At 59.7% G+C, this 18,242-nt stretch carries 30 protein-coding genes; 28 read left to right on the top strand and 2 right to left on the bottom strand.

The window, feature by feature from the left end:
• Window positions 1-55 precede the first annotated feature (55 nt).
• Window positions 56-940: a GTP cyclohydrolase MptA gene (gene mptA / locus V5D86_RS06495; protein ID WP_414595874.1), complete on the top strand. Its 885-nt coding sequence runs from the start codon at window positions 56-58 to the stop codon at window positions 938-940.
• Window positions 941-1,012: 72 nt separating this feature from the next.
• Here mptA and V5D86_RS06490 read toward each other — a convergent pair whose 3' ends face one another.
• Window positions 1,013-1,786, bottom strand: a complete 774-nt coding sequence (locus V5D86_RS06490; RefSeq protein ID WP_414595873.1) for a C15orf41 family protein — start codon at window positions 1,784-1,786, stop codon at window positions 1,013-1,015.
• A 4-nt stretch (window positions 1,787-1,790) separates the two neighbouring features.
• Complete coding sequence (locus V5D86_RS06485) at window positions 1,791-3,143, bottom strand: FAD-dependent oxidoreductase (protein ID WP_414595872.1); 1,353 nt, start codon at window positions 3,141-3,143, stop codon at window positions 1,791-1,793.
• A 149-nt stretch (window positions 3,144-3,292) separates the two neighbouring features.
• On the opposite strand from V5D86_RS06485, the gene V5D86_RS06480 reads away from it, so the two are divergent.
• The 27 genes from V5D86_RS06480 (at window position 3,293) to secY (ending at window position 18,240) form a co-directional block, all read left to right on the top strand.
• Window positions 3,293-4,285, top strand: coding sequence for an archaeosine biosynthesis radical SAM protein RaSEA (locus V5D86_RS06480; RefSeq protein WP_414595871.1), 993 nt, complete (start codon window positions 3,293-3,295; stop codon window positions 4,283-4,285).
• A gap of 4 nt (window positions 4,286-4,289) precedes the next feature.
• Window positions 4,290-4,616 carry a DUF5611 family protein gene (locus V5D86_RS06475; protein ID WP_414595870.1) on the top strand — a complete coding sequence of 109 codons (327 nt, stop codon included), beginning with the start codon at window positions 4,290-4,292 and terminating at the stop codon, window positions 4,614-4,616.
• A 262-nt stretch (window positions 4,617-4,878) separates the two neighbouring features.
• On the top strand, window positions 4,879-5,877 hold the full coding sequence (locus tag V5D86_RS06470; protein ID WP_414595869.1) for a 50S ribosomal protein L3: 999 nt from the start codon (window positions 4,879-4,881) through the stop codon (window positions 5,875-5,877).
• Complete coding sequence (gene rpl4p, locus V5D86_RS06465) at window positions 5,874-6,653, top strand: 50S ribosomal protein L4 (protein ID WP_414595868.1); 780 nt, start codon at window positions 5,874-5,876, stop codon at window positions 6,651-6,653. The genes V5D86_RS06470 and rpl4p overlap by 4 nt, the downstream gene beginning before the upstream one ends.
• Complete coding sequence (gene rplW, locus V5D86_RS06460) at window positions 6,650-6,931, top strand: 50S ribosomal protein L23 (RefSeq protein WP_414595867.1); 282 nt, start codon at window positions 6,650-6,652, stop codon at window positions 6,929-6,931. The genes rpl4p and rplW overlap by 4 nt, the downstream gene beginning before the upstream one ends.
• Window positions 6,932-6,943: 12 nt before the next feature.
• The gene (locus tag V5D86_RS06455; RefSeq protein ID WP_414595866.1) at window positions 6,944-7,639 is read left to right on the top strand and encodes a 50S ribosomal protein L2; all 696 of its coding nucleotides are present in this window, start codon (window positions 6,944-6,946) and stop codon (window positions 7,637-7,639) included.
• Window positions 7,640-7,643: 4 nt separating this feature from the next.
• A complete protein-coding gene (locus tag V5D86_RS06450) occupies window positions 7,644-8,105 on the top strand; it encodes a 30S ribosomal protein S19 (protein WP_414595865.1) in 462 nt (153 codons plus the stop codon).
• Window positions 8,106-8,115: 10 nt separating this feature from the next.
• Window positions 8,116-8,565 carry a 50S ribosomal protein L22 gene (locus V5D86_RS06445; protein ID WP_414595864.1) on the top strand — a complete coding sequence of 150 codons (450 nt, stop codon included), beginning with the start codon at window positions 8,116-8,118 and terminating at the stop codon, window positions 8,563-8,565.
• Between the two features lies 1 nt (window position 8,566).
• On the top strand, window positions 8,567-9,250 hold the full coding sequence (locus V5D86_RS06440) for a 30S ribosomal protein S3 (RefSeq protein WP_414595863.1): 684 nt from the start codon (window positions 8,567-8,569) through the stop codon (window positions 9,248-9,250).
• Window positions 9,250-9,453, top strand: coding sequence for a 50S ribosomal protein L29 (gene rpmC / locus V5D86_RS06435; protein ID WP_178195941.1), 204 nt, complete (start codon window positions 9,250-9,252; stop codon window positions 9,451-9,453). Before V5D86_RS06440 ends, rpmC begins: the two co-directional genes overlap by 1 nt.
• Window positions 9,453-9,752 carry a stress response translation initiation inhibitor YciH gene (gene yciH / locus V5D86_RS06430; RefSeq protein ID WP_178195939.1) on the top strand — a complete coding sequence of 100 codons (300 nt, stop codon included), beginning with the start codon at window positions 9,453-9,455 and terminating at the stop codon, window positions 9,750-9,752. The genes rpmC and yciH overlap by 1 nt, the downstream gene beginning before the upstream one ends.
• Window positions 9,749-10,003: a ribonuclease P protein component 1 gene (locus tag V5D86_RS06425; protein WP_414595862.1), complete on the top strand. Its 255-nt coding sequence runs from the start codon at window positions 9,749-9,751 to the stop codon at window positions 10,001-10,003. The genes yciH and V5D86_RS06425 overlap by 4 nt, the downstream gene beginning before the upstream one ends.
• 6 nt (window positions 10,004-10,009) lie before the next feature.
• On the top strand, window positions 10,010-10,342 hold the full coding sequence (locus tag V5D86_RS06420) for a 30S ribosomal protein S17 (RefSeq protein WP_414595861.1): 333 nt from the start codon (window positions 10,010-10,012) through the stop codon (window positions 10,340-10,342).
• Window positions 10,343-10,741 carry a 50S ribosomal protein L14 gene (locus V5D86_RS06415; protein WP_414595860.1) on the top strand — a complete coding sequence of 133 codons (399 nt, stop codon included), beginning with the start codon at window positions 10,343-10,345 and terminating at the stop codon, window positions 10,739-10,741.
• A 10-nt stretch (window positions 10,742-10,751) separates the two neighbouring features.
• On the top strand, window positions 10,752-11,132 hold the full coding sequence (rplX, locus tag V5D86_RS06410; protein ID WP_414595859.1) for a 50S ribosomal protein L24: 381 nt from the start codon (window positions 10,752-10,754) through the stop codon (window positions 11,130-11,132).
• The gene (locus V5D86_RS06405) at window positions 11,129-11,836 is read left to right on the top strand and encodes a 30S ribosomal protein S4e (RefSeq protein WP_414595858.1); all 708 of its coding nucleotides are present in this window, start codon (window positions 11,129-11,131) and stop codon (window positions 11,834-11,836) included. The genes rplX and V5D86_RS06405 overlap by 4 nt, the downstream gene beginning before the upstream one ends.
• Complete coding sequence (locus tag V5D86_RS06400) at window positions 11,833-12,345, top strand: 50S ribosomal protein L5 (protein ID WP_414595857.1); 513 nt, start codon at window positions 11,833-11,835, stop codon at window positions 12,343-12,345. The genes V5D86_RS06405 and V5D86_RS06400 overlap by 4 nt, the downstream gene beginning before the upstream one ends.
• Window positions 12,342-12,488, top strand: coding sequence for a 30S ribosomal protein S14 (locus V5D86_RS06395; RefSeq protein WP_178195925.1), 147 nt, complete (start codon window positions 12,342-12,344; stop codon window positions 12,486-12,488). Before V5D86_RS06400 ends, V5D86_RS06395 begins: the two co-directional genes overlap by 4 nt.
• A gap of 10 nt (window positions 12,489-12,498) precedes the next feature.
• Window positions 12,499-12,888, top strand: a complete 390-nt coding sequence (locus V5D86_RS06390; RefSeq protein WP_414595856.1) for a 30S ribosomal protein S8 — start codon at window positions 12,499-12,501, stop codon at window positions 12,886-12,888.
• A gap of 9 nt (window positions 12,889-12,897) precedes the next feature.
• Window positions 12,898-13,449, top strand: a complete 552-nt coding sequence (locus tag V5D86_RS06385) for a 50S ribosomal protein L6 (RefSeq protein WP_414595855.1) — start codon at window positions 12,898-12,900, stop codon at window positions 13,447-13,449.
• Window positions 13,446-14,120 (top strand): 50S ribosomal protein L32e, encoded by a 675-nt coding sequence (locus V5D86_RS06380; RefSeq protein ID WP_414595854.1) that lies wholly within the window; start codon window positions 13,446-13,448, stop codon window positions 14,118-14,120. Before V5D86_RS06385 ends, V5D86_RS06380 begins: the two co-directional genes overlap by 4 nt.
• Before the next feature lie 2 nt (window positions 14,121-14,122).
• Window positions 14,123-14,584, top strand: coding sequence for a 50S ribosomal protein L19e (locus tag V5D86_RS06375; RefSeq protein ID WP_414595853.1), 462 nt, complete (start codon window positions 14,123-14,125; stop codon window positions 14,582-14,584).
• On the top strand, window positions 14,584-15,084 hold the full coding sequence (locus tag V5D86_RS06370) for a 50S ribosomal protein L18 (RefSeq protein WP_414595852.1): 501 nt from the start codon (window positions 14,584-14,586) through the stop codon (window positions 15,082-15,084). The genes V5D86_RS06375 and V5D86_RS06370 overlap by 1 nt, the downstream gene beginning before the upstream one ends.
• Window position 15,085: 1 nt before the next feature.
• Window positions 15,086-15,760 (top strand): 30S ribosomal protein S5, encoded by a 675-nt coding sequence (locus V5D86_RS06365; RefSeq protein WP_414595851.1) that lies wholly within the window; start codon window positions 15,086-15,088, stop codon window positions 15,758-15,760.
• 2 nt (window positions 15,761-15,762) lie between these two features.
• Window positions 15,763-16,227, top strand: a complete 465-nt coding sequence (locus tag V5D86_RS06360; RefSeq protein ID WP_414595850.1) for a 50S ribosomal protein L30 — start codon at window positions 15,763-15,765, stop codon at window positions 16,225-16,227.
• Between the two features lie 10 nt (window positions 16,228-16,237).
• Complete coding sequence (locus V5D86_RS06355) at window positions 16,238-16,675, top strand: uL15m family ribosomal protein (protein WP_414595849.1); 438 nt, start codon at window positions 16,238-16,240, stop codon at window positions 16,673-16,675.
• Window positions 16,676-16,701: 26 nt separating this feature from the next.
• Window positions 16,702-18,240, top strand: coding sequence for a preprotein translocase subunit SecY (secY, locus tag V5D86_RS06350; protein WP_414595848.1), 1,539 nt, complete (start codon window positions 16,702-16,704; stop codon window positions 18,238-18,240).
• Window positions 18,241-18,242 lie beyond the last annotated feature (2 nt).

Raw genomic sequence — 18,242 nt, 5'->3', positions numbered from 1 at the left:
CCGTTTTCCTGTAGATTGCGCTTCATTTAAGAATTGCTCGGTTTTAAGGCGAGCCATGACTCTAAAGTGCGACCTGCAGTATGGCAAGGGCGATGCAAGCTATAAGCTAACCCGTGTCGGCGTTCGCAATGTGCGTAAACCCGTCGTCGTACAGAGGGAGGGGCTCAGCGAGAAGCTCAACAACACCCTCGGCTGTTCGATCGACATCTTCGTGGACCTTCCCGCAGACCAGAAAGGGTCCCACATGTCCAGGAACGTGGAGGTCCTGAACGAGGTCGTGGAGGAGAGCATCCGTCATCCGATCACCGCCATAGAGGACATGGCGGCGGACATCTGCAAGAGGCTGCTCGTCCATCACGAGTATGCCAGGAACGCGGAGGTCCACATATCCGCGGAGTACTACAGGCCCAGTATGACCCCCCAGGGCAGGGAGACGTTCGAGATCTACACGCTCCTCGCCGGAGGTACCATAGAGCGCGGGGGACCCCTGACGAAGACCGTCGGGATCCGCGCTGTCGGGATGACCGCATGCCCGTGCGCCCAGCAGACCGTCACCGAGATGCTCGAGTTCGACGGGGACATGCCTGTCATGTCCCACAACCAGAGGAACGTCTGCACCCTGACCGTCACGATGCCCGAGGACGTGTCCATCGAGGCCAACGATCTGATCGATATCGTGGAGGACTCGTTCTCGTCCCCCACGTTCGAGCTTCTGAAGAGGCCCGATGAGGGACAGGTCGTCATCAACGCCCACAGGAACACAAAGTTCGTGGAGGATGTGGTGAGGGGCGTGGTCCTCCGCTTCGTCAACAGGTATTCGGATCTGCCCGACTGCGTGAGCATCGACGTGATCAGCGATTCCGAGGAATCCATCCACAAGCACGATGCGTATGCCGAGAGGGTCGCCACGCTCGGCGAGCTCAGGCAGGAGAATCAGTGAACCGTGCGGGTCCTCCGGGATACCGGGGACCCGACACGATGTCCAAGTTTCAATGACAACGGCCGGAGGAGGTCACTCCTTCGGCCATTCCGCCGTCTTTTCCAGTTTCTTTCCCATCACGGAGATGTCGCAGACGTAGACGTTCTCCGGACAGTCGAGGTCGTCCAGGCATCCGACCCAGTAGACCACGAGCCCCGGACCGAACAGCTTGGTGTACGGGACCAGCTGCTTCCTGGCGTTGAACCTGAACTCCGTGTTGTCCCCGAACGACGCCTTGCTCTCGACCCAGTAGATCTCCTTGCCCTCGTAGATCACGGGATGGTCGAGCAGGCAGTCCGGGGTCTTGGTGAACTCGGTCCCGCGGAGGTCGTCCTCCGTGCGGTACGTTATACCCTGGCCGTCGAGCCACTGGTGGGCGAGGTCCTCCCCCCATATCCCACGCTCTTTCTGGCGGTCGTTGGCCTCGGGGGAGTAGACGATGTCGTTCCTCACGGCCTCGCGGACCTCGTCCGCGGTCTCGTCGCTCTCGAGCAGGGTAGGGTCGCGGACATAGGACCAGAACTCCTTCTTGGTCGCCCCGTCCTCCAGGAAGATGAACATGGCGGTCAGGAGAGGGGGGAAGCGGTTCTTCTCCGCCAGCTCCATGATCGATCTGCCCTTCTTCCATTCCTTGAGCATCTTGCTCGCGTTGTTCTTCACCATGTAGAAGCGCTTCTTCACCTCGCGGGTCGTCTTCTGGGTGAACAGGCTGTCCAACATGCGGGCGTCATAGTCGGAGGAAAGTCTCTCGACGTCCGCCGGTGTGCGGAGGTCGTTGTACAGCTGTTTGTATTCCTCGTACTTCATTTGATCACTGTTTCAATCTTAGGCAAAGGTCTTCGACGGCCGCGAGAACGACGTCCCTGACCATGTTGGTCGGCGGACAGTAGGCGTTCTCCGAGTCGACCATGAACGTCTCTGCGGTCTTCCCGTCTATTATCGCAGACGTGAGCCAGTTGATGCGGCCCGTGGCATCCTCGCCGGCGACGATCTGGGCCCCGATCAGGCGGTGGCTCGTCCTGTCCGCAAGGACCTTGACGACCAGCCTCTTCCCGCCGGGATAGTATCTGGCACGTGTGAGTCCCTCGGCCTTCCCGCATACGACGTCTATGCCGTACCAGGATGCAAGCCCCAGGGACATCCCCGTCCCTGCGATCTGCAGGTCGCCGATCATGCTCACCCATGGGCTCGCCACGGGTCCGAACTCCTTCTTCTCGCCTTTGGCGGCATTGTTCCCTGCCACAAGTCCTTCCTTGACCGCAGTGGATCCGAGCTGACTCATGGTCGCTCCGGGCATAACTGCGGACTGACACTGGACCAGGTCCCCGGCGACGAAGATGTCCGGGACCAGGCGGCCCCTCCTGTATGCGTTCATCGTCGGGGCCGCGATGACCGCGTTCAGCTGTCCGATGTCGAGCCCGAGCATCTTGGGTATGTCGAGATTGGCGCGGACGCCCGTAGCGAAGATCATGACGTCGCAGGGGTAGTCCTCTCCCGCGGCCGTGACGAACTCGACCTTCCCATCGCCCTTGACGGCCTGGATGGGCGCCTTCATGACGAACTTGATTCCTTTCGCTTCGAGCTCCTGCTGGATCATGTCTGCCATGTCCTTGTCCGCGATGCGGGGTATGACCTGGTCCATCATCTCGATGATCGTGACGTCCTTCCCCATGTCCCTCAGGGCAACGGCCAGTTCGAGGCCGATGACGCCGGCCCCACCGATCACGACGTTGGTGGAACCCTCCAAAGCCTTCTGGATGTTCTTCCCGTCCCTGACGGTCCTCACGACGAACACGTTGTCAAGGTCCTTGCCTTCGACAGGGGGGATGAACACGGTCCCGCCGGTGGCGATCACGAGCGAATCGTAGGGGTAGGTCACTCCTGCGGCCACGACCTCCTTCTTGTCCCCGTCAACCGTCTCGACCCTCGTCCTGATGATGACGTCTATGTCGCGGTTCTCCTTGTAGAACGCGGCATCATGCATGACGATATCGTCCCATCCCGTTTTCCCCTCGATTCCCCAGGGGATGGCGCAGGGCGAATATGCGATGTCCTCATCCTCGGTGATGACAGTGATCTTGGCATCCCTGGATGCCTTTCTCGCGGCGGATGCAGCGGACATTCCTGCGGCCCCCGATCCGATGACGACAATGTTCATGGACATATGTATCTGACACCCGCATGTGTGCGAGCATAAAGAGGTTTTTCTGTCGATGGGGGCCAAGGCCCATGTCGAGGTCGACCATCTGGCACATTGTTCCGTGGAACATATGCAGGCAAACCAATTTTAATGTGGTCTGGGATGCCTATCCGATGAAGGAGAAAAGGTCACCCTCTCAACTGGAGGCCTCCTGGAAGGAGACCGACATGGCCGGAGGCCAGAAGGTCGACGCCATGGTCATGATCATGCGTACCAACGGATGTTGCTGGGTCAGGGAAGGGGGTTGTACGATGTGCGGCTACAGGGAGGCATCCCTCGGTGGGGTCACCGAGGACGATCTGCTGAAGCAGCTGGATCAGGCCCTCTCCCGCTACAGGGACGAGCCCTTCGTCAAGATCTACACCTCCGGCAGCTTCCTGGACGATAACGAGGTCCCTCCGTCCGTTAGGGCGAAGATATTCGAGGCGTTCAAGGGATGTCAGCGCATCCTCTTCGAGAGCCGCCCGGAGTTTATCACCGACGAGTCCCTGGCCGACGTTCCCGCCAACGTGACCGTCGCACTGGGCCTGGAGAGCTCCGACCCGCAGGTCCTGGAGACGGCGGTCCACAAGGGTTTCACACCCGACGACATACTCCGTGCGGGGACGCTGTTGAAGTCCAAAGGCCTCGGGGTGAGGACCTATCTGCTCCTCAAGACGCCGTTCATGACGGAACGCATGGCGATAGAGGATGCGGTCCGTTCCGCAAGGTTCGCGGATCAGTTCTCGGATGAGATCTCCGTCAACCCCCTCAACGTCCAGAGAGGCACGTACGTCGAGAGGCTGTGGAAGCGCGGGGACTTCAGGTCCCCTTGGATATGGTCCCTCATAGAGGTGTTCAGAAGACTGTCTGGCACTGTCGATGCCAGGGTCATGTCGTCCCCTTCCGGGGGCGGGGCATCCAGGGGCGTCCACAACTGTGGCGAGTGCGACAAGGCGGCACTCGATGCGGTGGAGAGATTCAGCTACACGCAGGACCCTGCGGATCTGGATGTGAAGTGCGAGTGCCAGGCTAAGTGGAGGGCGTATCTCGAGTCAGAGGCCATCCTGGGGACTCCCGCGGATCTCGACAGGGGCCTTGAAAACGATTTGGCACTCAGGATGTGACACAATGGAGTACGACATCAAGAAGGGATGGTTCAAGAACATCGAGGGAGACCTGCTCAAGGCCATGATGGCCGACGTGTTCGGAAACGTGGAGCAGGACGGGGATTCCCTCGTGTCAAGCTACGGGGTACTCGAGAGGATCGAGGTCAAGGTTCTCGCCAAGGACAAGCTGGACATAACGACCGTCAACAAGTGCGGGTGCGAGGCCGACGACGCGGCCATCCTCGACAGCAAGAGGCGTCTCAACGAGTTCGCCGAGAAGGCGACGGGATTCGATGCCAAGGCCCGCATGAAGAGGGCGCAGAAGAAGGCCAAGGAAGGCAAGCTCTGAGCCCTTCCCCCAAACCTCTTCCCCTTTCTCTTACCTTATAAAGGAAGGCGGGCATAGGGTTAAATATAACACCCTTATACACACGCCTTAGATTGGACATAATAGTGTTCGACCAGACGCATCGGGCAATGCAGAAGCACCCCACGGCTGTCCTATATCCTTCGGGTTCTTGGGACGCATATGGCGTCACGGTCGGAGCATTAGACGTTGTTCGTCTGATAGCGCGAGGTTAGCGAAGATACCCTCGCAGGCAGGTTAAAACATGCCGCAAAGGAGACGTCCTAAGAGAGGATCCAGGGCATACGGCCCTAGGAAGAGAGCGCAGTCGCAGACGCCGAGGCTGGATTCTTGGCCCGAGATCAGCGGAGCCCCTAAGATTCAGGGATTCGCCGGATACAAGGCCGGAATGACCCACGCATTCGTCGTTGACAAGCGCGCAAAGAGCACCACCTCCGGAATGGAGGTTCAGGTGCCCGTGACGGTTGTCGAAGTGCCGCCCATGAAAGTGGCCGCCGTCAGGTTTTATGAGAGCAGCGTGATGGGCCTGAAAACGGCCGGAGAGGTCTGGGCAAAGGATCTGGACCCCCTCCTTGAGAAGCGCCTGAGCGTTCCCAAGAATCACGATGAGAGCACGTTCGCCAAGTACGATGGCCTCGACATCGAGGACGTCCGCGTTCTGGCATACACCCAGCCCAAGATGGTCTCCGGAGTCCCCAAGAAGGTCCCCGACCTCATGGAGCTCAGGATCGCCGGCGGAACCATCGACGAGCGTGTCGAGTACGCAAAGAAGGTCCTCGGGACCGAGGTGGGATTCACCGACTTCGTCAGCGAGGGAGCCCTCACCGACGTCATCGCAGTGACCAAGGGGAAGGGATTCCAGGGAGTCACCAAGCGCTGGGGAGTCAAGCTCCTGTCCCACAGGAACAGCAAGCACCGCCGCGGAATCGGTAACCTGGGACCCAAGAGACCCGGATATGTAAGGTCCACCGTTCCCGGATCCGGTCAGATGGGATACCACCAGAGGACCGAGTTCAACAAGAAGATCGTCAAGGTCGGAACCGAGGGTTCCGAGGTCACTCCCAAGGGTGGCTTCCTGAACTACGGAGAGGTCAGGGGCGCTTACGTCCTCGTCTACGGCTCCGTTCCCGGACCTACCAAGAGACTCATCAGATTCAGGGACGCCACCAGGATGCCCAAGAAGGCCGACAACGACGCAGTCGATGTCACCTATGTGTCCACCGAGTCCAAGCAGGGGGCATGAAGATGCAGACAAATGTCTATTCGGTTTCCGGAGGAGTCGCAGGCACCGTGGATGTTCCCGCGGCGTTCGAGACCCCCTACAGGCCCGATATAATCAAGAAAGCAGTATTGGCCGCAGCGGCCAACGCCAGGCAGCCTTACGGTCCCGGCGCCCGCGCAGGTATGAGGCACTCCGTCAGCACCTGGGGAAAGGGTAGGGGAACCGCCCGTGTCCAGCGTGTCCACGACGGCAGGATGGCCACCGAGTCTCCCAACAACGTCACCGGAAGGAGGGCTCACCCCCCCGTGCCCGAGAGGAAGTGGGAGCAGAAGGTCAACAAGAAGGAGCTCAGGATCGCCCGCCAGTCCGCACTCGCCGCAACGGCTTGCGCAGAGTGCGTCAAGGCCCGCGGTCACCAGTTCGATGATTCCGTTTCCTTCCCCATCGTGGTCGAGGATGCGATCGCCGACATGAAGGCGACCTCTGAGATCGTCGAGGTCTTCGAGAAGATCGGAATCGGATACGATCTCGAGCGTGCGAAGGACGGACGCAAGATCCGCGCCGGAAAGGGAAAGATGAGGAACAGGAGGTACAGAACCCCCGTGTCCGTTCTGATCGTCGTCAGCGACGCAGAGAGGAACGCACCCATCTTCAAGAGCGCATCCAACCTCCCCGGAGTCACCGTTGAGGAGGTCAAGACCCTGAACACCAGCATCCTCGCCCCCGGCGGAGACGCGGGAAGGCTCACGGTCTACACCAAGTCCGCCATCGACGCAATAGGAGGCTGGACCCAATGAAGCAGAACGACGTTCTCATCAGACCGTACGTCACAGAGAAGGCCATGAACCACATGTCGGGGACCCCGACCCAGGCCTTCAAGGACGGCAACAAGATCGAGTTCATCGTCCACAGGGATGCTGACAAGAGCCAGATCAAGACCGTCTTCGAGGAGCGCTTCGAGGTCAAGGTCGAGAAGGTCTGGGTAAGAATCCAGAAAGACGGGAAGCACGCCATCATCAAGCTGGCGGAGGGTTACTCCGCTGAGGATGTCGGTGCCCGTGTAGGAGTCTTCTGAAGGTGAGTGAACATGGGAAAGAGATTGATTTCTCAGAGGCGCGGCCGCGGAACTTCGCTGTACCGCTCGCCCAGCCACAGGCACGTCGACGACGTGAGGCTCCCCGCCATGTCCGAGGGCTCCGCCGTCATCAAGGACCTGATCCAGGCTCCCGGAAGGACCTGCCCCCTGGCAGTCCTCGACCTCAATGGCAGGACTGACTACCAGCTCGCAGTCGAGGGAACCAAGGTCGGCCAGACCATCACCATCGGCGGCAAGGCCGTCGTTGCCGGTAACATCACGCAGCTCATGAACATCCCCGAGGGTACCCTCGTCCACAACGTCGAGGCCAGGCCCGGAGACGGAGGGAAGTTCGTGAAGACCGCCGGTTCCTACGGAACCATCGTCTCCAGGGGAGAGAAGGTCGTCGTCCAGATGCCTTCTGGAACCCTGAAGGAGTTCAGCCCCGACTGCCGCGCCGCCATCGGCGTGATCGCAGGAGGAGGAAGGGGAGACAAGCCCCTCGCCAAGGCCGGTAAGAACGTTCACACTCTCAGGTCCAGGTCCACAGCGCCCTTCAAGACCAAGGGAGTCGCAATGAACCCCGTAGACCACCCCCACGGCGGTGGAAGCCACGCCCACGTCGGTGGACCCAACTGTCAGAAGAGGACCGCATCGCCCGGTCAGAAGGTAGGATTCCTGCCTCCTAAGAAAAAGGTAAAGAAGTGATATCATGGCAAAGAAGATCATCGCAGGATCGGCGAAGGCCTCCAGGAGAAAGTCCAGGAAGAAGGCATCGGCGATACAGGCGAGGAGGAAGAAGGAGTTCCTGTACCGCGGGTACAACATGGAGCAGCTCCTCGCCATGCCGTTCGATGAGTTCCTCACCCTGTTGCCCTCTAGGGCCAGGAGGACTTACCTCAAGGGCCTGAACTACGAGCAGCAGCTCGTGTTCGACAAGCTGATGACCGCAGAGGATGTCGTCAGGACACACCGCAAGGACCTGCCCATCATCCCCCAGTTCGTCGGAAAGACCGTGAGCATCTACAACGGCAAAGAGTTCAAAGACATCGAGATCAAGCCCGAGATGATCGGATGCTTCCTCGGAGAGTTCGTAATGACCAGGAAGCCTCCTGTGCACTCCGGACCTGGTGTCGGAGCGACTAGGTCGTCCAAGTTCATGCCGCTGAAGTGAGGTGCTGATCATGGTTTCAGGATACACAGCAATCGCAGATGCAGACACGACCGCAAAGGCACTCGGAAGGGAGATGCCCGTCTCCCCCAAGTTCGCCCGCGAGGTCGCAGGAATGATCCGCGGCATGAAGGTCGAGACCGCCAGGCAGGCCCTGGAGGACGTCATCGACAAGAAGAGGGCCGTTCCCCTCAAGAGGTACAACAAGCGTGTTTCGCACAAGCCCGGAGTGGGTCCCGGAAGGTACCCCGTCAAGGCAGCGAAGGCGATCCTCGGAGTCCTGAACTCCGCCGTCTCCAACGCCGAGTACAAGGGACTGAACGTCGACAACATGGCCATCGCGACCATCTCCGTCGCTAGGGGACGCGTCATCCCCGGGCACATGCCCAGGGCACACGGACGCGCCACCCAGTGGAACCAGGAGACCGTCAACCTCGAGATCATCATCGAGGAGGTGGAGTGAAATGGCAGCAGAGAGAAAATTCGTAGCTGAGAACATTCGCAGGGTCCTCCTCAAGGAGTACCTGATGAAAGAGGTCAGCCGCGCCGGGTTCGGCGGACTCGATGTCCAGAGGACCCCCATGGGAACCCGTGTCATCCTCACCACCGAGAGGCCCGGACTCGTCATCGGACGCCGCGGACAGACCATCAAGAACCTGACCACGGTCATCGAGGACCGCTTCGGGTTCGAGAACCCCCAGATCGAGGTCCAGGAGGTCGAGAACGCCTCCCTGAACGCACAGATCATGGCCGAGAAGCTCGCCTTCTCCCTCGAGAGGGGATGGCACTTCCGCAGGGCCGGACACTCCACGGTCCGCAGGATCATGGACGCCGGTGCACGCGGATGCCACATCATCGTGGCAGGAAAGCTGACCGGACAGAGGCACAGGACCGAGAAGTTCAAGGACGGATCCATCAAGTTCTGCGGAGAGCCCAAGGCCCAGTTCATGGACCACGGATACGCAGTCGCAAAGCTGAAGATGGGTGTCATCGGAGTCACCGTCGAGATCATGGACAAGGAGTCCAAGCTCCCGGCAGACATCAACGTCCTCAACAAGACCGAGGCGGCAGCAGTCCTTCCCGACCTGTTCGCCGCACCCGCAGCAGCCCCCGTGGAGGAGGCCGAGGCAGTCCAGGAGGCGCAGTGATGGCTTCCCTCAAGACCGCCGATATCAGGAACATGAGCGTCGAGGAGCGCAACCAGAAGCTGAAGGAGCTCCGCGACGAGCTGATGCACGAGAGGGGAGTCTCCGCCATGGGCGGTGCCCCCTCCAGCCCCGGCGCCATCCGCGCCCTCAGGCTGAACATCGCACGGATCCTCACCGTTCAGAAGGAGGAGGAAAAGATCTGATGGCCGAAATCTGCCCAGTATGTGGATTGCCTAAGGAGCTGTGCATGTGCGAGGAGATTGCACGTGAGCAGCAGACCGTAAGAATCTCGATCGACAGCCGCAGATACGGCAAGACCGTCACCGTGATCGACGGTATCGATGAGAATGACATCGATATCAACGATCTCGCAAAGAAGCTGAAGAACAGATGCGCCGCCGGCGGAACCTGCAAAGACGGGCGCATCGAACTCCAGGGCGATCACAAGAAGAAAGTGAAAGCCGTCCTGGAGGAGATGGGATTCCGCACAGAGGTCAGATGAGAGACAACCACTTCGTGAGGACCGAGCTCATTGGATTGGACGTGGAAGTGCTGTCAGCGCCATACTCCGGCATAGCCGGCAAGGTGGTCGACGAGACGAAGAACACGTTCACCATCGAATCGGCCGGAACTGAGAGAATGGTACCCAAACCAGGCAATGAGTTCAGGTTCACTCACGAGGGCAGGACGTTCGACATCAGAGGATCAGAAATAACCCACCGACCAGAGGACAGAATCAAGAAGGTTAGGTGAATAATGATGACAGCAGAGATCAGGAACATCGGAATCGAGGTCGCGCCCCCCAAAATGGAGTGCGACGATCCCAACTGCCCCTTCCACGGGACCCTTCCCGTGAGGGGACAGATCATCGATGGCGTCGTGTCCACGGTCAAGATGAACAAGACCGTCGTCGTCGAGCGCCAGTACATGAAGTACACGCACAAGTACGAGAGGTACGAGAAGAGGAGCAACAGGTACTCCGCTCACTGCCCCAGCTGCCTCGGCATCAAGCCCGGGGACAGGGTCAGGATCGCCGAGTGCCGTCCCATCTCCAAGACCGTCGCATTCGTAGTGATCGAGAAGGTGGAGTGAATGAAGGGAATCGCTGGAAACCAGACCAGGGGACTTCAGAACGGCTCCAGGCTCACGGTCATCGACAACACGGGTGCCAAAGAGATCGAGATCATCACCGTCCCTGGCTACCACGGCGTCGCCAGGAGGGTCCCCTCCGCGGGCGTCGGTGACCTCGTCATCGCATCCGTCAAGAAAGGAACTCCCGCAATGAGGAGGCAGATCGTCTTCGCGGTCATCGTCCGTCAGAGGCGCCCCATGAGGAGGCCCGATGGAACGATCGTCTATTTCGAGGACAACGCCGCCGTCATCACCACTGAGACGGGAGAGACCAAAGGGACCGATATCAAAGGCCCCGTCGCAAGGGAGGCCGCCGAGAGGTGGCCCCGTGTGTCCGCTACCGCGAACACAATCGTGTGAGGTGTGAGGAATGGCAGCAAGCAGCAAAGCAAGGGTTCAGAGGAAGAACCAGGCCAACGCCTCCGCGCACGTCAAGAGGAAGATGCTCTCCGCCCACCTCAGCGCCGAGCTCCGTGCCAAGTACGGGGTCCGCAGTGCCAGGGTGTGCAAGGGAGACACCGTCATCGTCGTCCGCGGCAACCAGGACATCAAAAACATCGAGGGAAAGGTTCTGAACGTCTACACCAAGACCGGCCGCGTGGCCATCGACGGTGTCACGATCAACCAGGCCGACGGCACCGCCGCCGAGCGCCCCATCCACGCATCCAACCTCGTGATCACCAAGCTGAACACTGAGGACCAGTGGAGGATGGACGCCCTCTCCAAGAAATCCAAGGAGGCATCCGAATGAGCGACCACATGAAGAGGCTCGCAGCGCCTAGGACGTGGCCCCTGAAGAGGAAGGCCAGCGTCTTCATCGCCAAGCAGACCGCAGGAGCGCATTCCATCGAGGAGTCCATGGCCGCCGTCACCGTCCTCAGGGACATGATGTGCATCTGTGACACCGCCAGGGAGGCAAAGAGGATCATCGGGAACAGGGAGCTGTTCGTCGACGGGAAGCCCGTCAAGAACCCCAAGATGCCCGTCGGATTCATGGACGTCATCTCCGTCCCCAAGATGGACCTGGCATTCCGCATGCTCCTGACCGACAAGGGAAAGCTCACCCTGGTCCCCGTCGACAAGGACGAGGCCGCATGGGAGCTTTGCAGGATCGAGGACAAGACCGTCGTCAAGGGCGGCAAGTTCCAGCTCAACCTCAGCGGCGGAAGGAACGTGGTCCTCGACAAGAACGACTACAAGTGCGGAGACTCCCTCAAGATCGCATTCGACGGACAGAAGGTCCTGGACCACTACCCCATGGCCGAGAACGCCGTCGTCTTCATCAAAGAGGGTTCCCAGGCCGGATCCATCAAGACCGTGAAGGCCGTCGAGGTCGTCAAGGGCCCTGCAGCGAACACCGTCGTCTTCACCGACGGCACCGAGACCGTCGCGAGGAACTGCTTCGTCATCGGCGGAAGCACCCCCGTCATCAAGCTCCCGGAGGTCTCCGAATGAGCGATGTCATGAGGCAGGTCTCTGTCGAGAAGGTCGTCGTCAACATCGGTGTCGGCGAGGCCGGAGAGAGGCTCGTCAAGGCGGAGAAGGTTCTCGAGATGGTCACCGGGCAGAAGCCCGTCGAGACGATCTCCAAGACCGTCAACAGGGATCTCGGGATCCGTGTGGGCATGCCCCTCGGATGCAAGGTCACCCTCCGCGGAGAGGCAGCAGAGGAGTTCATCTCCAAGGCTCTCACCATCAGGGAGATGCGCGTCCCCATATACTCCTTCGACAAGGAGGGCAACATGTCCTTCGGAATCTCCGATTACACGGACTTCGAGGGAATGAAATACGATCCCGAGATCGGAATCTTCGGAATGGACGTCAGCGTCGTCCTGAAGAGGCCCGGGAAGAGGATCGCGGTCAGGCCCCTCCTCAAGAGGAAGGTCCCCGCGAGCCACCGCGTCGACCGTAACGAGGCGATCCAGTTCATGAAAGACAAATTCCAGGTTCAGGTGATTGAATGAAGCCGAAGAAGCAGTTCGGAAGGTCTGTCGGCTGCACCCGCTGCGGACGCAGGAGGGGAATCATCAGGAAGTACGGCATGCATCTCTGCCGCCAGTGCTTCAGGGACATGGCTCCCGAGCTGGGATTCAAGAAGTATTCGTGAGGTGTTCCAGATGCAGAGCGATCCACTCAACGACGCAATGTGCGTCATCAAGAATGCAGCACTCAACGGTAAATCCGAGTGCATGATACAGCCTTCATCCAAGCTCATCGGGCGCGTACTCAAGGTCATGCAGGACCGCGGATACGTCTCCCAGTTCGAGTACATCGAGGATGGCAAAGCGGGCAAGTTCCGCGTCATGCTCGGTGGAGCAATAAACAACTGCGGCGTGATCAAGCCCAGGTACTCCGTCAAACTGGCGGATGTCGAGAAGTACGAGGCGAGGTTCCTTCCCGCTCAGGACTTCGGACTCCTGATCATGTCAACAACCGCAGGAGTCATCACCCAGGACCGCGCCAAAGAGCTCGGGATCGGGGGAAAGCTCCTTGCTTACGTGTACTGAGGAATAAGAATGACAATCGCAGGGAAAATCGAAAGCACTATCGCTATACCCAGCGGCGTGACGGTGTCCCAGGACGCAAGCGTCCTGACCGTCAAAGGGCCCAAGGGAGAACTTAGCAGAAACTTCGCGCACCCTGGAATCGACGTGGCCGTGGTCGGGGAAGAGGTCAGCGTAAGCTGCGAGTATCCCAGGATCAAGGACAAGGCTATGGTCGGTACCTATGTCGCGCATGTAAGGAACATGATCCACGGCGTGACCGAGGGATACACCTACCACCTCAAGATCGTCTTCTCCCACTTCCCCATGAAGGTGACAGTGAAGGGAGACCGCGTCGAGATCAACAACTACATGGGAGGCCACGCCCCCCGCTACGCCAACATCGTCAGGGGTTGCACCGTCAAGGTCAACGGCCAGGATGTTACCGTAGACGGAATCGACATCGAGGCTTGCGGCCAGACCGCCGCCAACCTCGAAAGGGCGACGTCCAGGCTGGGCTTCGACAAGAGAACGTTCCAGGACGGAATCTACATCGTCCAGAAGTCCCACAAGGTGAAAGAATGACAGTCAAGAATCTTACCGATCTGAAGGGCCTCAACGAGAAGAACGTCGAGGAGCTCGCCGGTATCGGCATCAGCAATGTGGCCGAGCTCAAGGAGGCCATCAATGATGACGAGAGGCTCAAGACCGTCATCAAGACCTGTTCCGGAGTCGGACCCAAGACAGTCAGCGTCTGGAAGGATGCCCTCGAGGGATCCGAGGATGCCGCGGCGAAGGCCGACGAGACCGAGGAGAAGACCGAGGTCGTCGAGGCAGCCGAGGGAGCATACGTCGTCAAGCTCAAGCCCGAGCTCAGCGACGAGACCGCAGACGCACTCGCGAAGAGGGCCATGATCTCCGGAAGGAGGCCCGCGTTCAAGAGGCAGGAGTGGTTCAGATACTCCAAGCTCGGAGAGATGTGGAGGAAGCCCAAGGGAATCCACTCGAAGATGAAGAGGGGCCTCAAGAGGCGTCCCCCCATGGTCGAGGTCGGATACCGCGGACCCGCTGACGTAAGGGGACTTCACCCCTCCGGATTCGAGGAGGTCCTCGTCTACAACGTCGACGGTCTCGAGGCCATCGATCCCAAGAAGCAGGCGGTCCGTATCGGCGGAACCGTCGGAACCAAGAAGAGAATGGCCATCGAGGACAGGGCCGACGAGCTCGGAATCAGGGTCCTCAACAGGATGGTGTGAGTATGGCCGATCTTAGCAACCAGAGAAGGATGGCAGCAGAGGTCCTCAAGTGCGGACAGAACAGGGTCTGGATGAATCCCGACCGCCTCGACGAGGTCGAGGACTGCATCACCCGCGCGGACATCCGCACCGCCATCGCATCCGGTCTCATCAAGGCGAAGCCGAAGAACGGCACGTCCAAGGCCAGGATAAGGTACGCGGCCGGCCAGAAGGCCAGCGGAAAGAGGAAGGGTCCCGGATCCAGGAAGGGAACCGCCAATGCACGCGTCCGCGACAAAGAGCGCTGGATGGCGACCATCAGGCCCATCCGTGCCGAGCTGAAGGCTCTCAGGGCCGACGGCGAGATCACCCCCGCAGTATACAGGCTGTACTACAGGAAGGCCAAGGGAGGAGTATTCAAGTCCCGCAGGCACCTCAAGCAGCACATGATCGCCGCGGGTCACCTCAAGGAGGAGGAGAACTGATGGCAAACGGTCCTAGATACAACGTGGCCTTCCGCAGGAGGAGAGAGGAGCGCACCAACTACTACGCCCGCAAGAAGCTGCTCTCGAGCCACGAGGCAAGGGCGATCGTCAGGAGGTCCAACAAGAACATCACCATTCAGTTCGCCGAGTTCGGAATGGAGGGTGACAGGGTCCTCTCGACAGCGAGCACCAGGGAGCTGGCCGGCATGGGCTGGACCAGGTCCTGCTCTTCGATCCCCGCGGCGTACCTCGTCGGGTACCTCGCAGGGAAGAGGGCCCTCGCAGCCGGAATCGAGTACGCTGTGCTCGATATCGGAATGCAGAAGGTCCAGCACGGCGGAGTTCTCTTCGCCACCGTCGCCGGAATGTGCGATGCAGGACTGGAGGTCCCCCACGGTGAGGACGTCCTTCCCGATGAGGACAGGATCCTCGGAAAGCACATCGATGAGGCGATCGAGGCCGAGGTTAACGGTCTCAAAGAAAAGATGGAGGCTGAGTAAAATGGCAGACTGGGTTCCCAAAACTAGGCTGGGACAGATGGTCCTCAACGGTGAGATCACCACCATGAGCGACGCCCTGGCCACCAAGCTGCCCCTGCGCGAGCCCGAGATCGTGGACATCCTCCTCCCGGACCTGAAGGACGAGGTCATCGACCTCAACATGGTCCAGAGGATGACCGACTCCGGAAGGAGGGTCAGGTTCGCGGTCACCTGTATCGTCGGAAACGGCGACGGGTTCATCGGAATCGGCAGGGCCAAGGGCAAAGAGGTCGGACCTTCCATCAAGAAGGCGATCGACAACGCCAAGCTGAACATGATCGAGATCAAGAGGGGCTGCGGCTCCTGGCAGTGCGGATGCGGACAGGCACACAGCCTTCCGTTCGAGGTCGTCGGAACTTCCGGTTCCGTTACGGTCACCCTCAAGCCCGCACCCAGGGGAGTGTCCCTCGCCGTGGGAGACGTCGCCAAGAGTCTGCTCACCCTCGCCGGTGTGCAGGACTCCTGGGGATTCGCCCGCGGTAACACCAAGACCAAGGTCAACTACGCCATGGCGACCTTCGACGCACTCAGGATGACCTCCCGCATGAGGATCACCGACGAGCAGGCCAACACCCTGAACATCGTCTCTGGACCTACCGGGGTCAACTACGCCGAGAGCGAGCAGCAGGAGGACTGAAGATGGCATACGCTGTTATCCGTGTACGTGGTATCCCCGATGTCAACAGGGACATCGAGCACACCATGGGACTCCTCGGAATCAACAGGGTCAACCACTGCGTGGTCGTCCCCGAGACCGATTCCATCAAGGGGATGCTCCAGAAGGCCAAGGACTACTGCACCTGGGGAGAGGTCAACCAGGAGACCCTCGCCGCGATGATCCGCGCACGCGGACGCGTCGCCGGCGACGATGCGGTCACCGACGACTACCTCAAGGACAAGTCCGAGTTCGCCACCGTGGAGGACATGGCCAAGGCCATCATCGAGAACGACTACAGGATGAAGGACGTCGAGGGCGCAAAGCCCGTGTTCCGTCTCCACCCGCCCGTGAAGGGATACGAGGGCAACAAGCGCTCGTACCAGAACGGCGGTGCCCTGGGATACAGGGGAGCGGACATCAACGACCTCATCAACAGGATGCTCTGAGGTGTGAGAAATGCCTAGCAGAACCAAGAAGTTCAGGGGTTACAGGACCCACGGCCGCGGTAAGAAATCCGGACGCGGTGCCGGTATCATCGGAGGTCACGGACAGGCCGGACTCGGCAAGACCGGTAAGATCGGTATGCTGAAGTACGACAGGAACCACTTTGGCCGCCACGGCTTCAAGAGGCCCCAGTGCATGGTCGAGGCCAACCGCACCATCAATGTGGGCGAGCTCTCCGAGCAGATCGAGAGGTTCGTCTCCATGGGCTTCGCCAAGAAAGAGGGCGACGCATACTGCGTCAACCTCACCGATGCCGGGATCGACAAGCTTCTGGGCAACGGTAGCATCGATTTCGCTGTCAACGTAACGGTCGCCGAGGCGTCCGAGAAAGCACGCGATAAGATTACCGGTGCCGGAGGCTCTGTGGCCGACGCAGCGGTAGCAGAGTGAGTCAACTGTCGGGAGTGTAGATAGGGATGGAAGAAACACCGAGCCTGTTGTACAAGGTCAAGCCCTTGAGCGACAGGCTTCCCTCCGTCAAACGTCCTGAAGGCCATGTGCACTTCAGGACCAAGATGATGTGGGTGATCGTAATATTGGTCCTTTACTTCGTAATGACCAATGTGTACCTGTACGGCTTGGACCAGTCCGAGTCCTTGGACATATTTGCTCAATATAGGACCATCATGGCAGGAGCTTCCGGTTCTATACTGCAACTCGGCATCGGACCGATCGTCACTGCATCCATCATAATGCAGCTGTTCGTCGGTGCGAAGATCATCAAACTCGATCTCACTAAGCGTGAGGACAAGGCCTGCTACCAGTCCGTCCTCAAGCTGCTCGTAATAGTAATGATCCTGTTCGAGGCGGTGCCCCAGGTATTCGGATACCTGGTGCCCTCCTCGGGCGCGGAGGAACTGCTCGGAGGGGCCGGGGCCAAGATACTGCTGATCGTCCAGCTGTTCGCAGGATCCTATATCCTGTTCATGATGGACGAGGTGGTGTCCAAATGGGGTATCGGCAGTGGAATATCGCTGTTCATCGCAGCCGGTGTAGCGCAAGCCCTGTTCACGGGAGCGCTGAACTGGAATGCGGTGGACATGTCTCAGGCGACGAGCCTGAGCAATCCACCAGCCGGTACCATCCCGATGGCGTTGTACTACGTGTTCAACGCCACTCCCGAGCAGTGGGCCGGCGGATATTACGAACAGGTGTTCCTGAACAATGCGAACCCAGTGATCGCATTGGTCGGGACGTTCGTGATCTTCATGCTGGTCGCCTATCTCGAATCGTCACGTATCGAGCTGCCCCTGTCCCACGGCAACGCCAGGGGAGCCAGGGGTCGCTACCCGATCAAGCTGATGTACGCAAGCAACATCCCGGTCATCCTGATGTCCTCGCTGCTCGCCATCGTCAGCATGGTCACGCTGCTGCTCTACAGCAACGGCGCGCTGAGCCAGATCCCGTTCCTCGGAGGAAACGCAGCTATCGGATACTTCGAAGAGGGATCGACGGCAGCCGCCGGAGGATTGGCATGGTACGTATCGGCCCCGACGGGACTGAACTCGTGGCTCATGCCCATCCTGGATCCGACCATGTACGGGAACGGACACAACGCGATACAGAATCTGGCGCACATGGCCATCTACTTCACGGTGATGGTCATGGGATCGATCATGTTCGCCAAGTTCTGGGTCGAGACCACGAATCTCGGTCCGGAATCCGTCGCGAACCAGATCCAGCGCAGCGGAATGCAGATTCCGGGATTCAGGCGCGACCCACGTGTCCTCAAGAGGGTGCTGGAGAGGTACATCCCCACCATCACCATCATGTCCGGAGCAATGGTCGGAGCGCTGGCAGCGTTCGCCGACATGATCGGAACCACGGGACATGCCAGCGGTACTGGAGTGCTGCTGTGCGTGGGAATCATCATCCATCTGTACGAGGCCATCGGTCGCGAACAGATGATGGAGATGAACCCTGTGATGCGTGGATTCTTCGGTAACGGAGAGTGAAG

The sequence above is a fragment of the Candidatus Methanoprimaticola sp. MG2 genome, from assembly GCF_047501175.1.
Lineage (GTDB): Archaea > Thermoplasmatota > Thermoplasmata > Methanomassiliicoccales > Methanomethylophilaceae > Methanoprimaticola.
This window is presented reverse-complemented; position numbering and strand designations above follow the sequence as displayed.